17 protein-coding genes are annotated in these 16,079 nt (G+C 44.5%); 6 read left to right on the top strand and 11 right to left on the bottom strand.

All coding sequences use genetic code 11. The features are described from left to right. Window position 1 precedes the first annotated feature (1 nt). Complete coding sequence (rsmI, locus tag ACFQ3Q_RS02425; protein ID WP_380742560.1) at window positions 2-676, bottom strand: 16S rRNA (cytidine(1402)-2'-O)-methyltransferase; 675 nt, start codon at window positions 674-676, stop codon at window positions 2-4. A 17-nt stretch (window positions 677-693) separates the two neighbouring features. Continuing rightward, window positions 694-1,491, bottom strand: a complete 798-nt coding sequence (locus ACFQ3Q_RS02420) for a hypothetical protein (RefSeq protein WP_380742558.1) — start codon at window positions 1,489-1,491, stop codon at window positions 694-696. 190 nt (window positions 1,492-1,681) lie between these two features. On the opposite strand from ACFQ3Q_RS02420, the gene ACFQ3Q_RS02415 reads away from it, so the two are divergent. The 6 genes from ACFQ3Q_RS02415 (at window position 1,682) to ACFQ3Q_RS02390 (ending at window position 8,544) form a co-directional block, all read left to right on the top strand. Next, a complete protein-coding gene (locus ACFQ3Q_RS02415; RefSeq protein WP_380742556.1) occupies window positions 1,682-2,332 on the top strand; it encodes a thymidine kinase in 651 nt (216 codons plus the stop codon). After that, the gene (alr, locus tag ACFQ3Q_RS02410; RefSeq protein ID WP_380742554.1) at window positions 2,325-3,434 is read left to right on the top strand and encodes an alanine racemase; all 1,110 of its coding nucleotides are present in this window, start codon (window positions 2,325-2,327) and stop codon (window positions 3,432-3,434) included. Before ACFQ3Q_RS02415 ends, alr begins: the two co-directional genes overlap by 8 nt. 75 nt (window positions 3,435-3,509) lie before the next feature. Next, window positions 3,510-3,944 (top strand): large conductance mechanosensitive channel protein MscL, encoded by a 435-nt coding sequence (gene mscL / locus ACFQ3Q_RS02405; protein ID WP_380742552.1) that lies wholly within the window; start codon window positions 3,510-3,512, stop codon window positions 3,942-3,944. 265 nt (window positions 3,945-4,209) lie between these two features. After that, window positions 4,210-5,199, top strand: coding sequence for an aspartate-semialdehyde dehydrogenase (locus tag ACFQ3Q_RS02400; RefSeq protein WP_380742550.1), 990 nt, complete (start codon window positions 4,210-4,212; stop codon window positions 5,197-5,199). Window positions 5,200-5,288: 89 nt separating this feature from the next. After that, window positions 5,289-7,454, top strand: coding sequence for a prolyl oligopeptidase family serine peptidase (locus ACFQ3Q_RS02395; RefSeq protein WP_380742548.1), 2,166 nt, complete (start codon window positions 5,289-5,291; stop codon window positions 7,452-7,454). Window positions 7,455-7,569: 115 nt separating this feature from the next. Further along, entirely contained in the window at window positions 7,570-8,544 is a 975-nt protein-coding gene (locus ACFQ3Q_RS02390) for an ABC transporter ATP-binding protein (RefSeq protein ID WP_380742546.1), read from the top strand. 1 nt (window position 8,545) lies between these two features. On the opposite strand, the gene ACFQ3Q_RS02385 is transcribed toward ACFQ3Q_RS02390, so the two are convergent. From ACFQ3Q_RS02385 to pdxA, 9 genes are all read right to left on the bottom strand, one after another. After that, on the bottom strand, window positions 8,546-9,001 hold the full coding sequence (locus ACFQ3Q_RS02385; RefSeq protein WP_380742544.1) for a transcription elongation factor: 456 nt from the start codon (window positions 8,999-9,001) through the stop codon (window positions 8,546-8,548). Next, on the bottom strand, window positions 8,979-9,668 hold the full coding sequence (gene mtgA, locus ACFQ3Q_RS02380; protein WP_380742542.1) for a monofunctional biosynthetic peptidoglycan transglycosylase: 690 nt from the start codon (window positions 9,666-9,668) through the stop codon (window positions 8,979-8,981). The genes ACFQ3Q_RS02385 and mtgA overlap by 23 nt, the downstream gene beginning before the upstream one ends. Then, window positions 9,665-10,780, bottom strand: coding sequence for an NAD(P)/FAD-dependent oxidoreductase (locus ACFQ3Q_RS02375; protein WP_380742541.1), 1,116 nt, complete (start codon window positions 10,778-10,780; stop codon window positions 9,665-9,667). Before ACFQ3Q_RS02375 ends, mtgA begins: the two co-directional genes overlap by 4 nt. 242 nt (window positions 10,781-11,022) lie before the next feature. After that, window positions 11,023-12,378: an acetyl-CoA carboxylase biotin carboxylase subunit gene (accC, locus tag ACFQ3Q_RS02370; RefSeq protein ID WP_380742539.1), complete on the bottom strand. Its 1,356-nt coding sequence runs from the start codon at window positions 12,376-12,378 to the stop codon at window positions 11,023-11,025. Window positions 12,379-12,427: 49 nt separating this feature from the next. Beyond that, window positions 12,428-12,946, bottom strand: a complete 519-nt coding sequence (gene accB, locus ACFQ3Q_RS02365; RefSeq protein WP_380742537.1) for an acetyl-CoA carboxylase biotin carboxyl carrier protein — start codon at window positions 12,944-12,946, stop codon at window positions 12,428-12,430. 21 nt (window positions 12,947-12,967) lie between these two features. Then, on the bottom strand, window positions 12,968-13,963 hold the full coding sequence (locus tag ACFQ3Q_RS02360; RefSeq protein ID WP_380742535.1) for a beta-ketoacyl-ACP synthase III: 996 nt from the start codon (window positions 13,961-13,963) through the stop codon (window positions 12,968-12,970). A gap of 175 nt (window positions 13,964-14,138) precedes the next feature. Continuing rightward, window positions 14,139-14,336, bottom strand: coding sequence for a 50S ribosomal protein L32 (gene rpmF / locus ACFQ3Q_RS02355; RefSeq protein WP_081208252.1), 198 nt, complete (start codon window positions 14,334-14,336; stop codon window positions 14,139-14,141). A 13-nt stretch (window positions 14,337-14,349) separates the two neighbouring features. Then, entirely contained in the window at window positions 14,350-14,877 is a 528-nt protein-coding gene (locus ACFQ3Q_RS02350) for a YceD family protein (protein ID WP_380742533.1), read from the bottom strand. Window positions 14,878-14,971: 94 nt separating this feature from the next. Next, a complete protein-coding gene (pdxA, locus tag ACFQ3Q_RS02345) occupies window positions 14,972-16,018 on the bottom strand; it encodes a 4-hydroxythreonine-4-phosphate dehydrogenase PdxA (protein WP_380742531.1) in 1,047 nt (348 codons plus the stop codon). Between the last annotated feature and the right edge of the window lie 61 nt (window positions 16,019-16,079).

The raw sequence follows: 16,079 nt of genomic DNA, 5'->3' as shown, positions 1-16,079 counted from the left end.
CTCAGGCCTTCTTCCCTTCCACTACAATTACTATCTCCCCTTTTGGAGGCTTTTCTGTATAATGCTGAAGCACCTCTGCAGCTGTTCCTCTAATGGTTTCTTCGTGCAGCTTAGTGATCTCCCTGGAAACCGAAACCTTCCGGTCTTCCCCGAAGTATTCGGCAAAATTCTTCAGGGTTTTTAAAAGTTTATGCGGCGATTCATAAAAGACCATGGTCCTGGTTTCCTCGGCCAGAAACTTCAGCCGGGTCTGCCTTCCTTTTTTTACCGGCAAAAAACCTTCAAACACAAACTTATCGTTTGGCAGTCCGCTGTTCACAAGTGCCGGAACAAAGGCCGTGGCTCCCGGCAGACAATCTACTTCTACCCCTGCCTCAACACAGGCGCGGGTAAGCAAAAACCCGGGATCGGAAATCGCAGGGGTTCCCGCATCGCTTATCAGTGCAATGGTCTCCCCGTTCCTGATTCGTAGCACTATCCCATCAACCGTCTTATGCTCATTATGCATATGATGGCTTTGCATTTGAGTGCCTATTTCAAAGTGTTTCAGGAGTTTCCCGCTGTTGCGTGTATCTTCGGCAAGTATCAGGTCCGCTTCCTTAAGAACCCTTATGGCACGTAAGGTGATGTCTTCAAGATTGCCTATTGGTGTGGGCACCAAAAATAGTTTCCCCATAAATTAAACTCTCAGGATTACTGGTGAAATTTGCTTTCTACTCGTTCCATAAATTGCTGCTCATAATCTTCTTTCCCTTCCCAGTGGTTATAATCAGGTTTAACCACTTTTTCTATGAATTTATGGGCTTCTTCATAAGTGCTGAAGGTATTCAGCTGGGACAGCACGCGGTTATAGTCGGCAGTATCTCCGTTAAAAAGATGCTTTATATAGGTCAGCCTTTCATTAAGGCCGATATTGATCCCTTTTTTAAGCCTGTCATTTAATGATTTTGGACGATTGTCCTTCTGCTTGTTGTTAAGGGGCTCAAAGTCGGGTAAGTTATCATAGTCTACGCCTATATGCCTGAAGTCTTTTTGCGAAGCCGAACCATTGTTATTCTTTTCCGCCGTTTTGGTTTCCGGAGCTTTAGGCTCCGGCTTAGAGGAAGTAATCTCGCTGAACAGGTCGTCAACCCTTTCGCTTTCAGGCGGCATCTGGGCAACGATATCCTTTATTTTTTCGGTATTAGGCTCGGTAATAGCTTCAGAATCGTTGTACTCGGTACCATCCGGAGCAAACTCATCGTGATCCTTTTTTGTGGTTTTCTTAGGCTTGGGCTCCGGCCTTTTTTCCTGCACCGGGGCAGGTTTCACCGGTTCCGGAGTTACTGTTTCAGGAGTTTCTTCAAGGTGCCTTTCAGTAAATGCAAGTATGCTTAATTTTTCATAAAGATGTCTTGCCTTCTCCTTTAGTTCGGTTGTATTAAGATTTCCTCTTTCTTTGATTATGGTTTCCGCTATCGCAACTAATTCAGCTTCTATTTTCTTTTTCATAATTCTAAATTTTTACCTGCCTTTGCTTTCAGTTCTATATTAATTCTGCAAAAATCAATCCTAAAATTTATCCCTTCAGGACTTTTATAACTTTAGCCGATTGCCCTAACCGAAGGCTTGTATTTTTAATAAATTTGTTCCACCTTTATGCGAAGGAGGTTATTCCTCCTTTCGATCTGAAAATTACAAAATGTTTCTCGAAAATACAGTAAATCACGAAGAGCAATTTGGCTGGATAGAAGTAATTTGCGGAAGTATGTTCTCCGGCAAAACCGAAGAACTTATCCGCAGGCTTAAGCGTGCCCAGTTTGCAAAGCAGAAGGTTGAAATCTTCAAACCCGCAATAGACACCCGTTACAATGAAGAAATGGTAGTGTCTCATGACAGCAATGAGATCAGGTCTACTCCCGTGCCATCAGCGGCCAATATCAGGATACTTGCCGATGGCTGCGATGTGGTGGGTATAGACGAAGCCCAGTTCTTTGATGATGAGATCGTGACCGTATGTAACGATCTTGCCAACCGCGGAATTCGTGTAGTGGTGGCAGGACTGGATATGGATTTTAAGGGAAACCCCTTTGGCCCTATGCCTCATCTTATGGCTACCGCCGAATATGTTACCAAGGTGCACGCCGTTTGCACCCGCACCGGAAACCTGGCACAGTTCAGTTACCGGAAAGCTATTAATGACGACCTGGTATTTCTTGGGGAAACCGAAGAGTACGAACCTTTAAGCAGGGCCGCCTATTACAAGGCGATGCTGAAGGAGCGGGTAAAGAAGCTGGATGTGAATGAAGCCGAAGAGATCAACCCACAAAACCTAAAGCAAAAGAATGCCTAAAGCTCAGGAAACCCTTCTGGAAATAGACCTGGGAGCACTTGCCCATAATTATAAAACTATCCGTTCTAGAATTGGTGCCGACGTAAAGTTTATGGCGGTGATCAAGGCCTATGCCTATGGAAATGATTCGGTAGCGATAGCTAAAAAACTGGAGGAGCTCGGCGCCGATTATTTTGCGGTGGCTTATACCGAGGAAGGAGTGAGATTACGGGAGGCCGGGATCACCACTCCCATCCTTATCCTTCACCCCCAAATACCGGGCTTCGAAAGGATCATAGAGCATTGCCTTGAACCAAGTCTTTACAGTGATCGTATCCTGAAAGAGTTCATCAATTTAGCCGAAGAAAAAAAGCAAAAGGATTATCCCGTTCATCTGAAGTTCAATACCGGTATGAACAGGCTTGGCTTTACCGAAGAAAATTACAAAGCCGCGGTAGAGCGACTGAGCAATACGAATTCAGTAAAAGTAGCTTCTGCCTTTTCGCATCTTGCAGCCAGTGAAGACTGGAAAGAAAGGGAGTTCAGCCTCAGGCAGATCAATACCTTCAGAAACATTGCCTACAGCCTTGCTGAAAAACTGGAATATGAACCACTGCTTCATATCTGCAATACTTCAGCCATCTTCAACTATCCGGAAGCCGCTTTCAATATGGTAAGAACCGGAATTGGACTTTACGGTTTCAGTAATGATGAAAATATAGACAAAGACCTGAAGCCGGTAGGTACCCTGAAATCCGTCATCTCCCAGATCCAGGAGCTTAAGGAAGGAGATACCGTGGGCTACAACCGGGAATTCAAGGCTGTACAACCCACCCGCTCTGCCACCTTACCTCTTGGCCACGCCGACGGGATAGATCGTAAATACGGTAAAAGCAATGCAGGCGTTTTTGTGAATGGACAATATGCACCTATCATCGGAAATGTGTGTATGGACATTATTATGATAGATGTTACCGATATTGACTGTGAGGAAGGGGATGAAGTGATCATCTTCGGCGGGCCGCAACATCCGGTAAAATTTGCAGAAGCCGGGGGTACCATTTCCTACGAACTCATTACGGGCATCTCCCAGCGCGTTAAAAGAGTGATCATTCCGGAATAATCTGAATCTTTACCTGATAGTTTTTCTATTTTTTACTTATTTTAGTTAAACATCATTAACTAAAACCAACTATCAATGGCATTTTTAAAAGATTTTAAGGCCTTTCTTCTAAAAGGTGATATCGTGGCACTGGCAACTGCGGTAATTATAGGCGCAGCCTTCAACAAGATCATCGCCTCTGTTGTAGCCGATGTCCTGATGCCTTTAATCGGGCTTTTCACCGGGGGAACCGATTTCTCCCAGCAATTCATTTCCCTTACGGGAGAGCACTACGAAACCCTGGAAGCTGCACAGGAGGCGGAAGCAGCCGTGATCACCTACGGAAACCTGATTCAGGCCCTTATTAATTTTATAATCGTTGGCTTATTCATATTTTTGCTGCTCAGGGCGTATGAAAAGACCAAGACGAAAAAGGAAGCGCCCCAGGTAACAGCCCCAAAAGGCCCAACCCAGGAAGAATTGCTTACTGAAATAAGGGATGAGCTTAAAAAACAGAATAATACTCCTTAGGAGTTTATGATACGTGCACCGCTATACTGCACATTTTTAAATAAATAGCAATTAATCTAAACCCCACGGGAAACTGTGGGGTCTTTTTTTAACGAAAAAGACGAATCAGTTCAAAATCTGTAATTCTCACCAATTTTAAGTCTTCTGCATAGGCTTGTTTTTCAATGTGTAATACATTTGCAGTTCCCCAAAGAAAAAAGTCTTTGGAAAAGAATAAATTTAAGAATCTATAACCGCTGCGGCGGAAACGGCAAAAACCAAAAGAATGAAAATAGCAGTTGTAGGCGCTACAGGTATGGTAGGCCAGGTTATGTTGAAGGTATTGGAAGAAAGAAACTTTCCGGTAAGCCAATTGCTTCCGGTAGCTTCGGAAAGATCTGTAGGGAAAAAGATAAGATTTAATGATAAGGAGGTTGAAGTTATTGGGCTTCAGGACGCCGTAGACCTTAAGCCGGAGATCGCCCTTTTCTCTGCCGGAGGGGCCACCTCCCTGGAATGGGCTCCCAAATTTGCCGAAAACGGAACTACCGTGATCGATAACTCTTCGGCCTGGAGAATGGATGCTTCCAAAAAGCTTGTGGTTCCCGAGATCAATGCCTCTGAGATCACTTCAGAAGATAAGATCATCGCGAACCCCAACTGTTCCACCATCCAGCTTTTAATGGCCCTTAAGCCGCTGCACGATAATTTTAAAATAAAGCGCGTCGTGGTTTCCACCTATCAGTCTATCACCGGAACCGGGGTAAAAGCCGTTCAGCAACTCGAGAACGAATATGCCGGAGAAAAGGGAGAAATGGCCTACCCTTACCCTATTCATAAAAATGCCTTACCACATTGCGACGTTTTTGAAGAGAACGGCTATACCAAGGAAGAAATGAAACTAACCCGGGAGACCAAGAAGATCCTTGGGGACGATTCGGTTAACGTAAGTGCAACGGCCATCAGGATCCCTGTTGTTGGCGGGCATTCAGAATCGGTGAATATCGAGTTTGAAAATGACTTTGATGAAGCTGATGTGCGTAAGATCCTGAGCGAATTCCCGGGAGTGACCGTACAGGACAATCCCGCGGTAAACACCTATCCTATGCCTATTTATGCTGAGGGAAAGGATGATGTATTTGTTGGAAGGATAAGAAGAGACTATTCTCAGCCTAATACGCTTAATATGTGGATTGTTGCCGACAACCTGAGAAAAGGTGCCGCCACCAATGCGGTTCAGATCGCTGAATACCTGTTAGAGCATAAACTGGTGTAGATCTGCACACAATATTTTCAACTAATGCTCAAAGGCCTTCGCTTTTGGGCATTTTTTGTGTTATTTTTAGTTGCTCTAAATTTATACCTATGAACAAAAAATTAAAAATCCTCCCGGTTTTGACGCTTCTGGCAGCTCCTTTTTGCTCGGCTCAAAACCCTGAACAAAACACGGAAATCACTTTGAACTATCCCGAAACCAAGAAAGTAGACACCGTTACCAATTATTTTGGAACCGAAGTCAAAGACCCTTACCGCTGGCTGGAAGATGACCGCAGTACGGAAACCGAAGAATGGGTAAAGGCCCAGAATAAAATTACTTTCGGCTATCTTGAAAAGATCCCATTCAGAAAGGATCTGAAGAAAAGACTCTCAGAGCTGTGGAATTATGAAAAAATAAGCGCTCCCAAAAAGGAAGGGGACTATATCTATTTCAGTAAGAATGACGGGCTGCAGGATCAGTACGTGGTTTATCGGAAAAAGTCTGAAGACGGGGAAGCAGAAGTTTTCCTGGATCCCAATAAGTTCAGTGAAGACGGAACCACTTCCCTGAGCGGGCTCAGTTTTTCTGATAATGGAAAACTGGCAGCTTACAGCATCTCTGAAGGCGGAAGCGACTGGAGAAAGATCATCGTAATGGACGCCGAAACCAAAGAAATTAAGGGTGATACCATAAGAGACGTTAAATTCAGCGGAATTTCCTGGAAAGGAAACGAAGGGTTCTTCTATTCCAGCTACGAAAAACCCGAGGGCAGTGAGCTTTCGGCAAAGACAGATCAGCATCGTTTGTTCTATCACAAGCTCGGTACTAAACAGAGCGAGGACAGCATTGTCTACGGAGGCAGCGAGGCTCAGAAACACCGGTATGTTTTCGGAAGTGTTTCTGAAGACAACCGTTACCTTTTTATTACAGCCAGAAACTCTACCGCGGGAGGAAAGCTGTTTATGATGGACCTCAGCAAAGAAGACCCGGAGCTGGTAACCATTCTTGATAACGAGAAGACCGAAACCTCGGTAATCGATAACGAAGGCAGTAAACTCTTTATACTAACCGACAAAGATGCCCCAAACCGAAGAATTGTGACCGTAGACGCATCGAACCCCGCTCCTGAGAACTGGGAGGATTTTATCCCGGAAACCGAAAATGTACTTACCCCTTCTACTGCCGGCGGGTATATTTTCGCTGAATATATGGTAGATGCCATTTCTCAGGTAAAACAATATGATAAGGAAGGAAATCTTGTAAGGGAAGTGGAGCTTCCGGGAGTAGGTTCGGTTAGCAGTTTTGGTGCGAAAAAGGACGAAGAAGTGACCTATTACTCCTTTACAAACTATAAGACTCCCGGATCCATCTACAAATTCGATATTGAAGAAGGAACTTCCAAGCTTTACAATAAGCCGAATATAGATTTTGATCCTGAAGATTACGAAACCACCCAGGTCTTCTATAATTCTAAGGACGGGACCAAGGTTCCTATGATCATTACCCATAAAAAAGGCCTGGAACTGGACGGAAACAACCCTACCATTCTTTATGGTTACGGCGGATTCAACATTAGCCTAACCCCTTCCTTCAGCATCGCCAATGCGGTATGGCTGGAACAGGGCGGAGTCTATGCTGTTCCTAACCTGCGAGGCGGAGGTGAATACGGAAAGGAATGGCACGATGCCGGGACCAAGCTCCAAAAGCAGAACGTCTTTGACGATTTTATAGCTGCCGCAGAGTACCTGATCGGTAATAAGTACACTTCCAAAGATTACCTCGCAATTCGCGGAGGCTCCAACGGAGGTTTGCTGGTTGGTGCAACGATGACCCAGCGCCCGGACCTGATGAAAGTTGCCCTGCCCGCCGTGGGGGTTATGGATATGCTTAGATACCACACCTTTACCGCCGGAGCCGGCTGGGCTTATGATTATGGTACGGCTGAGGACAGCAAGGAAATGTTCGAATACCTGTACGGGTATTCTCCGGTTCACAACGTTGAGAAAGGAGTGAAATATCCTGCTACGCTGGTAACCACCGGAGATCACGACGACAGGGTTGTCCCTGCTCATTCCTTTAAATTCGCAGCCGAACTGCAGGACAAACAGGCCGGAAATGAACCTGTTCTTATCAGGATCGAGACCAAAGCAGGACACGGAGCCGGGAAACCTACCAATATGATCATTGAAGAGTATGCCGATATCTTCGGGTTTACGCTTTACAATATGGGATATAGCGAATTACCATCAGGCTCAGACCAGGAAGTAAATTAATTTTATATAATCTAAAGAAAGGCTGTTTTCGCTAAACAACTGCAGTGAAAACAGCCTTTTTTATTTTCCGGCGAAAGCTGAAAGCTTTATCTTGAATTCTGAAAAACCCCTTGCTATGCTGAAGTTAAAAAACGTTTCGTTTGCCTATGATGAAGACACCGTGCTTAAGAATATCGGCTTTAGTCTTGACAAAGGTGAGAACATTTCCCTTATCGGCGAAAGCGGTTGTGGTAAAAGCACCCTTTTAAAGCTCATTTACGGACTCCTGCATACCGACGGGAAGATCCACTGGGAAGATCAGGAGTTGCTGGGACCTAATTACAACCTTGTTCCGGGGGAACCTTTTATCAAGTACCTGGCCCAGGATTTCGACCTGATGCTGCCGCTAAGCGTGGCCGATAACGTTGGAAAACACCTTAGTAATATGTACCCGGTGAAGAAAAAGAAGCGGATCAAAGAGCTGCTGAAAGTGGTGGAAATGGAAGACCTGGCAGATACCAAGGCTAAATTATTAAGCGGGGGGCAGCAACAAAGGGTTGCGCTGGCAAGAGCCCTGGCCAAAGAACCTAAATTACTGCTTTTAGATGAACCTTTTAGCCATATAGATCACTTCAGAAAGAATAACTTAAGACGCCGGGTCTTTTCCTATTTAAAAGAACAGAACATCTCCTGTATAGTTGCCACTCACGACAGTACCGATGCTCTTGCGTTTGCTGACAAGACCATTGTACTAAAGAACTCTAAGATCCACGCGAAAGGAAGTCCGCAGGAGTTATATAAGAATCCGCCGGACACCTATGTAGCTTCCCTGTTTGGAGACGTGAATGAGGTGATGCTGAAAAGCTTAAGACCTGAGGAAAAAAGCCGGAAAAAGATCCTTCTTTATCCCGAAGAGATCAGGCTGAGTACAACATCTGAAATTCAGGCCGAAGTAGTGCACAGCTACTTTAAAGGAAGCAGCTTCCTGATAGAAACCAGGCTAAACGGACAGCAGGTTTTCTTTGACCACTCCAAAGCGTTGAAAAAAGGAAAGACCATTGGCCTTAAGATTTCTGGAAAGCTGATCGAATCCAGGCTGAATAATAAATAAGTCAGTCTACCGAAATTATTTTATCCTTGGTCCCGTTGAAGGAAAAATCCTCTCCCTTTTTCTTATTTAATAATGCCTGGGCAATTGGCGCATTGGCGCCCACCGCAAACCAGGTTTCACTTCCCAGGGTGATCACCCCGGCAGGAATGGCTATAAGATAATTGGCGTTTTCAGTTTTCACCAGGCTTCCCAGTTTAATCTCTTCCGCAGTTTTATTGCTCTTGGCCATTTCAAGGGTCTCCTTAAGCTTTTTGAACTGCTGCAGCTGGGTGGAAAGCTTATTCCATTCCAGATTGATCATTTCCCTGCCGGTCTCATATTTATCGCCGGCACTGCTCTTGGTCTCGTTTTCAAGGTCACTTTCAAGATCGCTCATCGCAAGAGATATTCTTGAGATACGTTCCTGCACATAAGCCTCACAGGCCTTGAAAAGCTTATCTTTTATCTCCTTCATCATCTAATATAAATCTTCCGTAGTTATTCATTTGTCTTACAATCCAGCTCTTTCTACGCTGAATATACGGGCCCGGCGGGTTGGCACTGTATTCTCTAGGGTTTGGCAGCACGGCCGCAATGGCAGCAGATTCGTAGGCCGAAAGATTTGCAGCTGACTTCCCGAACCAGGCTTCGGCAGCTGCCTCAGCCCCGTAAACTCCTTTTCCCATTTCGATGCTGTTAAGGTACACCTCAAGAATTCGCTCCTTGCTCCACATCACCTCTATTAAAAAGGTGAAATAGGTTTCCAGTCCCTTACGAACCCAGTTCCTTCCCGGCCATAGAAAAACGTTCTTAGCCGTTTGCTGACTGATGGTGCTGGCACCACGCATCCGCTTCCCGGCCTGGTTCTCCTCAATGGCTTCCTCAATGGCTTCAAAATCGAAACCATTGTGTTTTTCAAAATTCTGATCTTCGCTGCAAATTACCGCCAGCTGCAGATGCCTGGAGATCTCCTCAATTGGCACCCACTCGTGATGTATCTCTTCATCGGGATTCTCAAAATACCGAATGGCCATTAAAGGGGTGAAAGGCACCGGCAGCCATTTAAAGGCGAGTGTTACCAAAACGCTCAGGATCATTAGCCAGCCAATGATCTTCAGCAGGAATTTAAGTAGTCTTTTTATCATAATACGAGTTCTGCTAATTCTTTTCCTACCAGGCTGCCAATGGCAACGCCCATTCCACCAAGCCGAACCCCACAATATACATTCTCTGAAACCTGCTCTACAACAGGTTTCTTTCGTTCTCCGACGCCCATAATTCCGCTCCAGCGTTGATCGATCTCAAATTTTGTGTTAGGCAGGATCGTTGTTTTTAATAATTCTTCCAGTTTATTCTGGATAAGCCCTGTTTGCGCGATCTCCATCGTTTCCTCTGCTTCTATATCAAGATTTCTTCCGCCGCCAAAAAGGATCCGGCCGTCGATATTCCTGAAATAATAATAGCCTTTATCCAAATGAAAGGTCCCTTCAATTTTAAGGTCAGGGATAGGTTTGGTGATCAGGACCTGGGCTCTTGCTGGTTTAACTTTAGAGAAACCAAGTTTTGAAGCAAAGCCGTTGGTGGCCACCAGCAGCTTCTTTGTCTTAAAGCTGAAATAACTTGTTTTCACCTCTACTCCAGAGCCCTGTTCCTCAAAGGATTCCACCGTTACATTATTCAGGATCTTCACTCCGGCAGATTGCACTTTGTCCAAAAGCGAACTCATCATCCTGCCGGTATCTATCTGTCCCTCGAACTTGTTATAAACCAAGCGGGGCTGAATATTTTCAAACCCAAAACGGTCTTCCCGGTCATAAAATACAACTTCCCCAAAAACCGGTTTTAAGAGGCTGTTTATTTTATCTAATTTCGATCTGCATTCCCCGTAGAGTTCCTCGTCCTGTTTTGTAAAAAGTTCATATCCTCCCAGACACTGGAACCCTATATTCTCGTCTCCCAGGTTGCTGCGAAGCAATTGCAGGCCTTTTTTACGCTTTTTCACAAGCTCCACGACTTCTTCTTCGGTATGCCGGTTCAGATCGTCCAGTATCTCCGAAATACTCCCAAAACAGGCAAAACCGGCATTCTTGGTACTTGCACCGTTGGGCAGAAGCCCGCGTTCAAGGATAAGCACCTTAGCGGCGGGGAATCTTGATTTAAGACTCAGAGCACAATTAAGCCCCGTGATCCCGCTGCCAATAATGGTGAAGTCTGTATCTGAAAGCCAGGTTTTATTCTCCCAGTAAGAAAAATCCATAAATCATAAATTATCGCCTGAAATTACGGAAAGTTTGGGAGAGTTTCCTACAAAGTTTAAAAGACCTGCAGGGATAAGTATCCTGAAAGATCAAGCCTGTTAAAGACAGAGCAGTTCGCGTTAGGGATAGGAGTGGTTAGCTCCCGCATTTTCGCGGGACTAAGAACGGATAGCCCGCCACCGCTTTTTAGCGGGGGAACGCCCATAAAATAAAAAACCCCGTAAAAAACGGGGCTTTATCTTTAATCTTCCTCCTCTATGGGCTTCATTTTGAAGTCTTCCATAAATTTGGTGGTATAATTTCCATCTATATAATCGGGATGATCCATCAACTGGCGATGGAACGGGATAGTGGTCTTCACCCCTTCTATCACGAATTCGTCCAGTGCTCGTTTCATCTTATTTATCGCCTCTTCCCTGGTCTGGGCAGTGGTGATAAGTTTAGCGATCATAGAGTCGTAGTTTGGCGGAATAATGTAGCCGCTATATACGTGGGTATCTATTCTCACCCCGTGGCCACCCGGCGCATGCAGGTTGGTGATCTTTCCCGGAGAAGGCCTGAACCCGTGATACGGATCTTCGGCATTGATACGGCACTCGATAGAATGCAGTTGCGGGAAGTAATCTTTTCCTGAAATAGGCACTCCTGCGGCAACAAGGATCTGCTCCCTGATAAGGTCATAGTCTATCACCTGTTCGGTAATAGGATGCTCTACCTGGATACGGGTGTTCATTTCCATAAAATAGAAGTTCCTGTGTTTATCTACAAGAAATTCTACGGTACCCGCACCTTCATATTTGATATATTCGGCAGCTTTTACTGCGGCTTCTCCCATCTTCTTACGAAGCGTATCCGTCATAAAAGGAGAAGGCGTTTCTTCGGTAAGCTTCTGGTGACGACGCTGGATAGAACAGTCCCTTTCAGAAAGGTGACAGGCTTTCCCGCTGCTGTCTCCCACGATCTGGATCTCGATATGGCGAGGCTCTTCAATAAGCTTCTCCATATACATCCCGTCGTTCCCAAAGGAGGCATCGGCTTCCTTACGGGCCGACTCCCAGGCAGGTTCCAGGTCTTCCTCTTTCCAGACTGCACGCATACCTTTACCACCACCCCCGGCAGTAGCTTTAAGCATTACCGGAAATCCGATCTCTCTTGCGAGCTTAAGGCACTCGTCATAATCTTCGATTATCCCTTCAGACCCCGGAACACAAGGCACACCGGCGGCCCTCATTGTAGCCTTGGCGGTTGCTTTGTCTCCCATTTTGGAGATCATTTCAGGGGAAGCACCAATAAATTTTATATCGTGTTCATCACAGATCTTGGAGAACTTGGCGTTTTCCGAAAGAAAACCGTATCCCGGATGAATGGCATCGGCATTGGTGATCTCTGCTGCTGCAATGATGTTTGAAATTTTCAGATAAGACTGGTTACTGGGTGCCGGACCTATACATACGGCCTCATCAGCAAATCTTACGTGAAGGCTTTCTGCATCGGCGGTTGAATATACTGCAACCGTTTTAATACCCATTTCCTTACAGGTTCTGATAACTCTAAGGGCTATCTCACCTCTGTTTGCAATCAATATTTTCTTAAACATACCTGTTTTATTTTTTCCTGAAGAACGCTTCAGTTAAATGGGCAGTGATTTATGATGGGTCTACTAAAAACAGTGGCTGATCGAATTCTACAGGAGAAGCGTCTTCAACCAATACTTTTACTATTTTCCCTGAAACTTCACTTTCAATCTCGTTGAAAAGTTTCATCGCTTCAATAACACAAAGCACATCTCCTTCTTTCACAGACTTCCCAACCTCTACAAAGGCAGGCTTGTCCGGAGATGGTTTGCGGTAGAAGGTTCCGATAATAGGAGATTTAACGGTAATATAGTTAGAGTTATCCTCTTCTTTAGTTTCTTTTTTCTCCTGTTTTTCGGCAGGTGCCGGTGCCGCCTCCTGGGCAGGAGCCTGCTGTTGCTGTTGCTGTGGCATAGGCATCTGCTGTTGCATCTGGCCTCCGCCCATTGGCACTTGCTGAACAATTGTAGTTTCTTTATCGTCGGTTCCGGTTCTAATGGTGATCTTAACATCATCCATCTCAAGCTTTACCTCACTGGCCCCAGACTTAGCTACAAACTTTATTAAATTCTGAATTTCTTTTAAATCCATAATGTTAGGGTGTTGGTTTTTTTAAGAATTATAAGCCCATTTCAGATAAGTGGCTCCCCAAGTGAATCCACCTCCAAATGAAGCAAAAATAATATTGTCTCCTTTTTTGAATTGTTTCTCGTAATCGCTTAATAGTAATGGCAGCGTCGCGGAAGTAGTATTTCCGTAACGTTCAATATTCATAAGCACCTTATCCTCTGCAAGATTCATCCTGCTGGCCGTAGCACCAATGATCCTTTTATTTGCCTGGTGGGCAACCAGCCAGTCTACATCTTCGCTGGCAAGGCCATTCCTTTTCATCACCTCTTCACTAACGCCGGACATATTAGATACCGCAAATTTAAATACGGTTTTCCCATCCTGTTGTACAAAGTGAAGTTTTCTGGCAACGGTTTCCTCGGTTGGCGGCATAAGCGATCCTCCGGCCTCGATCTTAAGAGATTCGCGACCAATTGAGTCACTTCTCAAAATCTCGTCCTGAAGACCTAGACCTTCTTCGTTAGGTTCCATAAGTACGGCTCCCGCCCCGTCACCAAAGATGATGCAGGTGGTCCTGTCAGTATAATCAATAATAGAAGACATTTTATCGGCTCCTATCACGAGTACTTTTTTGTAACGTCCGGATTCTATATATGCGGCAGCATTGGACATCGCATACAGGAAACCTGAACAGGCAGCCTGCAGGTCGTAGGCGAATGCATTGATAGCCCCTATTTGTGTAGCAATATGAACCCCTGTAGAAGCCACAGGCATATCAGGCGTTGCTGATGCCAGGATCACAAGATCTATTTCCTTAGGGTCTATATTGGATTTTTTAAGCAGGTCTTTTGCTGCTTGTATCCCCAAATATGAAGTTCCTTTATTTGGGTCTTTTAAGATTCGACGCTCCTTAATTCCGGTTCTGCTGGTGATCCATTCATCATTGGTATCCACCATTTCCTCCAACATTTTGTTGGTCAACACATCTTCAGGCACATATGCGCCCACAGCCGTAATTGCTGCTGTGATTTTATTCATAGAATTGCATTTTATACACCTTTACGCGTGGTTGAGCGCGAAATCTATAAAAAGAAATGTACTAAAATTTCTTTTAACCGGGGTGCAAATTAAGGTCTTTTTAGCACTTAATCAACTTAAAACAAAAAACTCCCACATTGTGAGAGTTTCTATTTTTGTTGAAGCTCTATTTCCCTTAAGCCTCTACTTCTTCTGTATTGTCAATCAAAACCTGACCACGGTAATACAACTTACCTTCGTGCCAGTGAGCTCTGTGGTACAAGTGTGCCTCGCCTGTTGTAGGATCGGTAGCAATTTTTGGTACCGAAGCTTTATAATGTGTCCTTCTTTTATCTCTTCTGGTTTTAGAGATTTTTCTCTTTGGATGTGCCATGGCTTCCTGTTATTTAATCGTTTAGTAAATTTTTTAATTTATCCCATCGAGGATCAATCTCATCCTCATTCTCATTATGTTCTGTGCTAAGTTCTTCCAGTTTATCAAGTACTTCAGATTCTAACGAACCATCCTCTACCCCGGGGTGAACCCGCTTTAGAGGAACGGACAAAACAATTAGTTCATATATATACTGCTGAACATTTATCTCGTACTCGCCGTGAGGCAGGATGAGTAAATCTTCATTATCGTCATTAAATTCTTCCCCGAATTTAACCACCAGAAACAGTTCACTGTCTATAGGCTGATCGTAAGGCTCATTGGTAAGGTCACAATTAACGTTTACCGTCCCGGTAGCCCTAAAAGTAAGCTCCATCATCGTGGTCTTCTTTTCGAACAACAGGTCTATCTTTACGTTTGCATCGTTAAATTCGTCGTACTCAAAATGCTCAAAGAACTCCTTGTTGATCCCGTACTCATACTGGTGTTTTCCTAGCTTCAACCCCACAAAAGGGATCGTATAATCTGCTAACTTCTTCATCATCATCAGTTTCGGGTGCCTGCCACTTCGGCAAAGGCGGGTGCAAAGATATAAAATTAAATAAACTAACGGCTTTTTATAAACAAATTTTTGTTTATATCTTTTTCTTCTGTTTCCTCAGCGGATTCTCGGTCAGCTCCTTGTATTCTTCCCGGGCCTTAAAGATCTCAATTCCCTTAAAAACAGCCTCTTTAAAAGAATTAATGTTCGCCGTTCCGGTTCCTGCTATTTCAAAAGCAGTGCCGTGATCCGGAGAAGTTCTCACCTTGTTCAGACCGGCTGTGAAATTCACCCCGTTCCCAAAAGATAGCGTCTTAAAAGGGATTAACCCCTGGTCGTGGTACGAAGCGACCACCGCATCAAAATTCTTGTAATTCTTAGAACCGAAGAAACTATCTGCCGAATATGGCCCGTAAACCAGGTCTCCTTTCTCCCTTATCTTTTCAAGGGTAGGCTTCAGCACCTCTTCATCTTCTTTTCCTATAACCCCGTGATCTCCGCTATGTGGATTAATTCCTAAAACAGCGATCTTCGGTTTCTCCACCCTGAAATCCTGCTTCAGGGTTTCCTGAATGATCCCTATTTTCTTTTGAATAAGCTCCGGGGTGATCACATTAGAGATATCCTTAAGGGCAACGTGATCTGTAAGCAGACCTATTTTAAGGGTGTCTGTAATCATAAACATCAGGCTCTCTCCGCCCAGTTCCTGCGCAAGGTAATCGGTATGCCCGGGGAACTTAAACTCTTCACTCTGGATGGTTGCCTTGTTGATAGGTGCCGTCACCAGTACATCAATCTCGTCATTTTTTAAAGCCGTGGTGGCTGACTGCAAAGATTTAAAAGCATATTCACCGGCTTTCACATCTTCTTCTCCAAAATTTATGGTCACATTCTCCTTCCAGACGTTCACTACATTTATCTTTCCATCTATGGCGTTAGACGCATCATCTATGCCCTGAAAATGGAAGGAAAGTTTAAAATGTTTCTTTAGGAAAGTGATAACCTTGGCCGAAGCAAAGATCACGGGTGTACAAAAATCCAGCATCCGGGAATCATCAAAGGTTTTCAGCACGATCTCGCTCCCTATTCCGTTCAAATCTCCTATGCTTATTCCAAGTTTTATCTTTTCAGCGTGTTTCATATGCCTTCCGGTATATTATTTTCTATTTTTACAGAACAAATGTAACCAATATTATACAATC

This window comes from Salegentibacter chungangensis, from assembly GCF_042678405.1.
Classification (GTDB): domain Bacteria; phylum Bacteroidota; class Bacteroidia; order Flavobacteriales; family Flavobacteriaceae; genus Salegentibacter_A; species Salegentibacter_A chungangensis.
The sequence above is the reverse complement of the archived record's forward strand: the minus strand, read 5'-3'. Positions and strand labels throughout refer to the sequence as shown.

Bases quoted from the DNA above. Each gene is read 5' to 3' on its own strand.
- ACFQ3Q_RS02350 (WP_380742533.1), bottom strand. From the start codon at position 14,877: ATGAAGAAGTTAGCAGATTATACGATCCCTTTTGTGGGGTTGAAGCTA.
- accB (WP_380742537.1), bottom strand. From the start codon at position 12,946: ATGGATTTAAAAGAAATTCAGAATTTAATAAAGTTTGTAGCTAAGTCT.
- ACFQ3Q_RS02360 (WP_380742535.1), bottom strand. From the start codon at position 13,963: ATGAATAAAATCACAGCAGCAATTACGGCTGTGGGCGCATATGTGCCT.
- ACFQ3Q_RS02375 (WP_380742541.1), bottom strand. From the start codon at position 10,780: ATGGATTTTTCTTACTGGGAGAATAAAACCTGGCTTTCAGATACAGAC.
- alr (WP_380742554.1), top strand. From the start codon at position 2,325: ATGCCTAAAGCTCAGGAAACCCTTCTGGAAATAGACCTGGGAGCACTT.
- ACFQ3Q_RS02385 (WP_380742544.1), bottom strand. From the start codon at position 9,001: ATGATGAAGGAGATAAAAGATAAGCTTTTCAAGGCCTGTGAGGCTTAT.
- pdxA (WP_380742531.1), bottom strand. From the start codon at position 16,018: ATGAAACACGCTGAAAAGATAAAACTTGGAATAAGCATAGGAGATTTG.
- ACFQ3Q_RS02420 (WP_380742558.1), bottom strand. From the start codon at position 1,491: ATGAAAAAGAAAATAGAAGCTGAATTAGTTGCGATAGCGGAAACCATA.
- rsmI (WP_380742560.1), bottom strand. From the start codon at position 676: ATGGGGAAACTATTTTTGGTGCCCACACCAATAGGCAATCTTGAAGAC.
- ACFQ3Q_RS02400 (WP_380742550.1), top strand. From the start codon at position 4,210: ATGAAAATAGCAGTTGTAGGCGCTACAGGTATGGTAGGCCAGGTTATG.
- ACFQ3Q_RS02390 (WP_380742546.1), top strand. From the start codon at position 7,570: ATGCTGAAGTTAAAAAACGTTTCGTTTGCCTATGATGAAGACACCGTG.
- accC (WP_380742539.1), bottom strand. From the start codon at position 12,378: ATGTTTAAGAAAATATTGATTGCAAACAGAGGTGAGATAGCCCTTAGA.
- mscL (WP_380742552.1), top strand. From the start codon at position 3,510: ATGGCATTTTTAAAAGATTTTAAGGCCTTTCTTCTAAAAGGTGATATC.
- rpmF (WP_081208252.1), bottom strand. From the start codon at position 14,336: ATGGCACATCCAAAGAGAAAAATCTCTAAAACCAGAAGAGATAAAAGA.
- ACFQ3Q_RS02395 (WP_380742548.1), top strand. From the start codon at position 5,289: ATGAACAAAAAATTAAAAATCCTCCCGGTTTTGACGCTTCTGGCAGCT.
- ACFQ3Q_RS02415 (WP_380742556.1), top strand. From the start codon at position 1,682: ATGTTTCTCGAAAATACAGTAAATCACGAAGAGCAATTTGGCTGGATA.
- mtgA (WP_380742542.1), bottom strand. From the start codon at position 9,668: ATGATAAAAAGACTACTTAAATTCCTGCTGAAGATCATTGGCTGGCTA.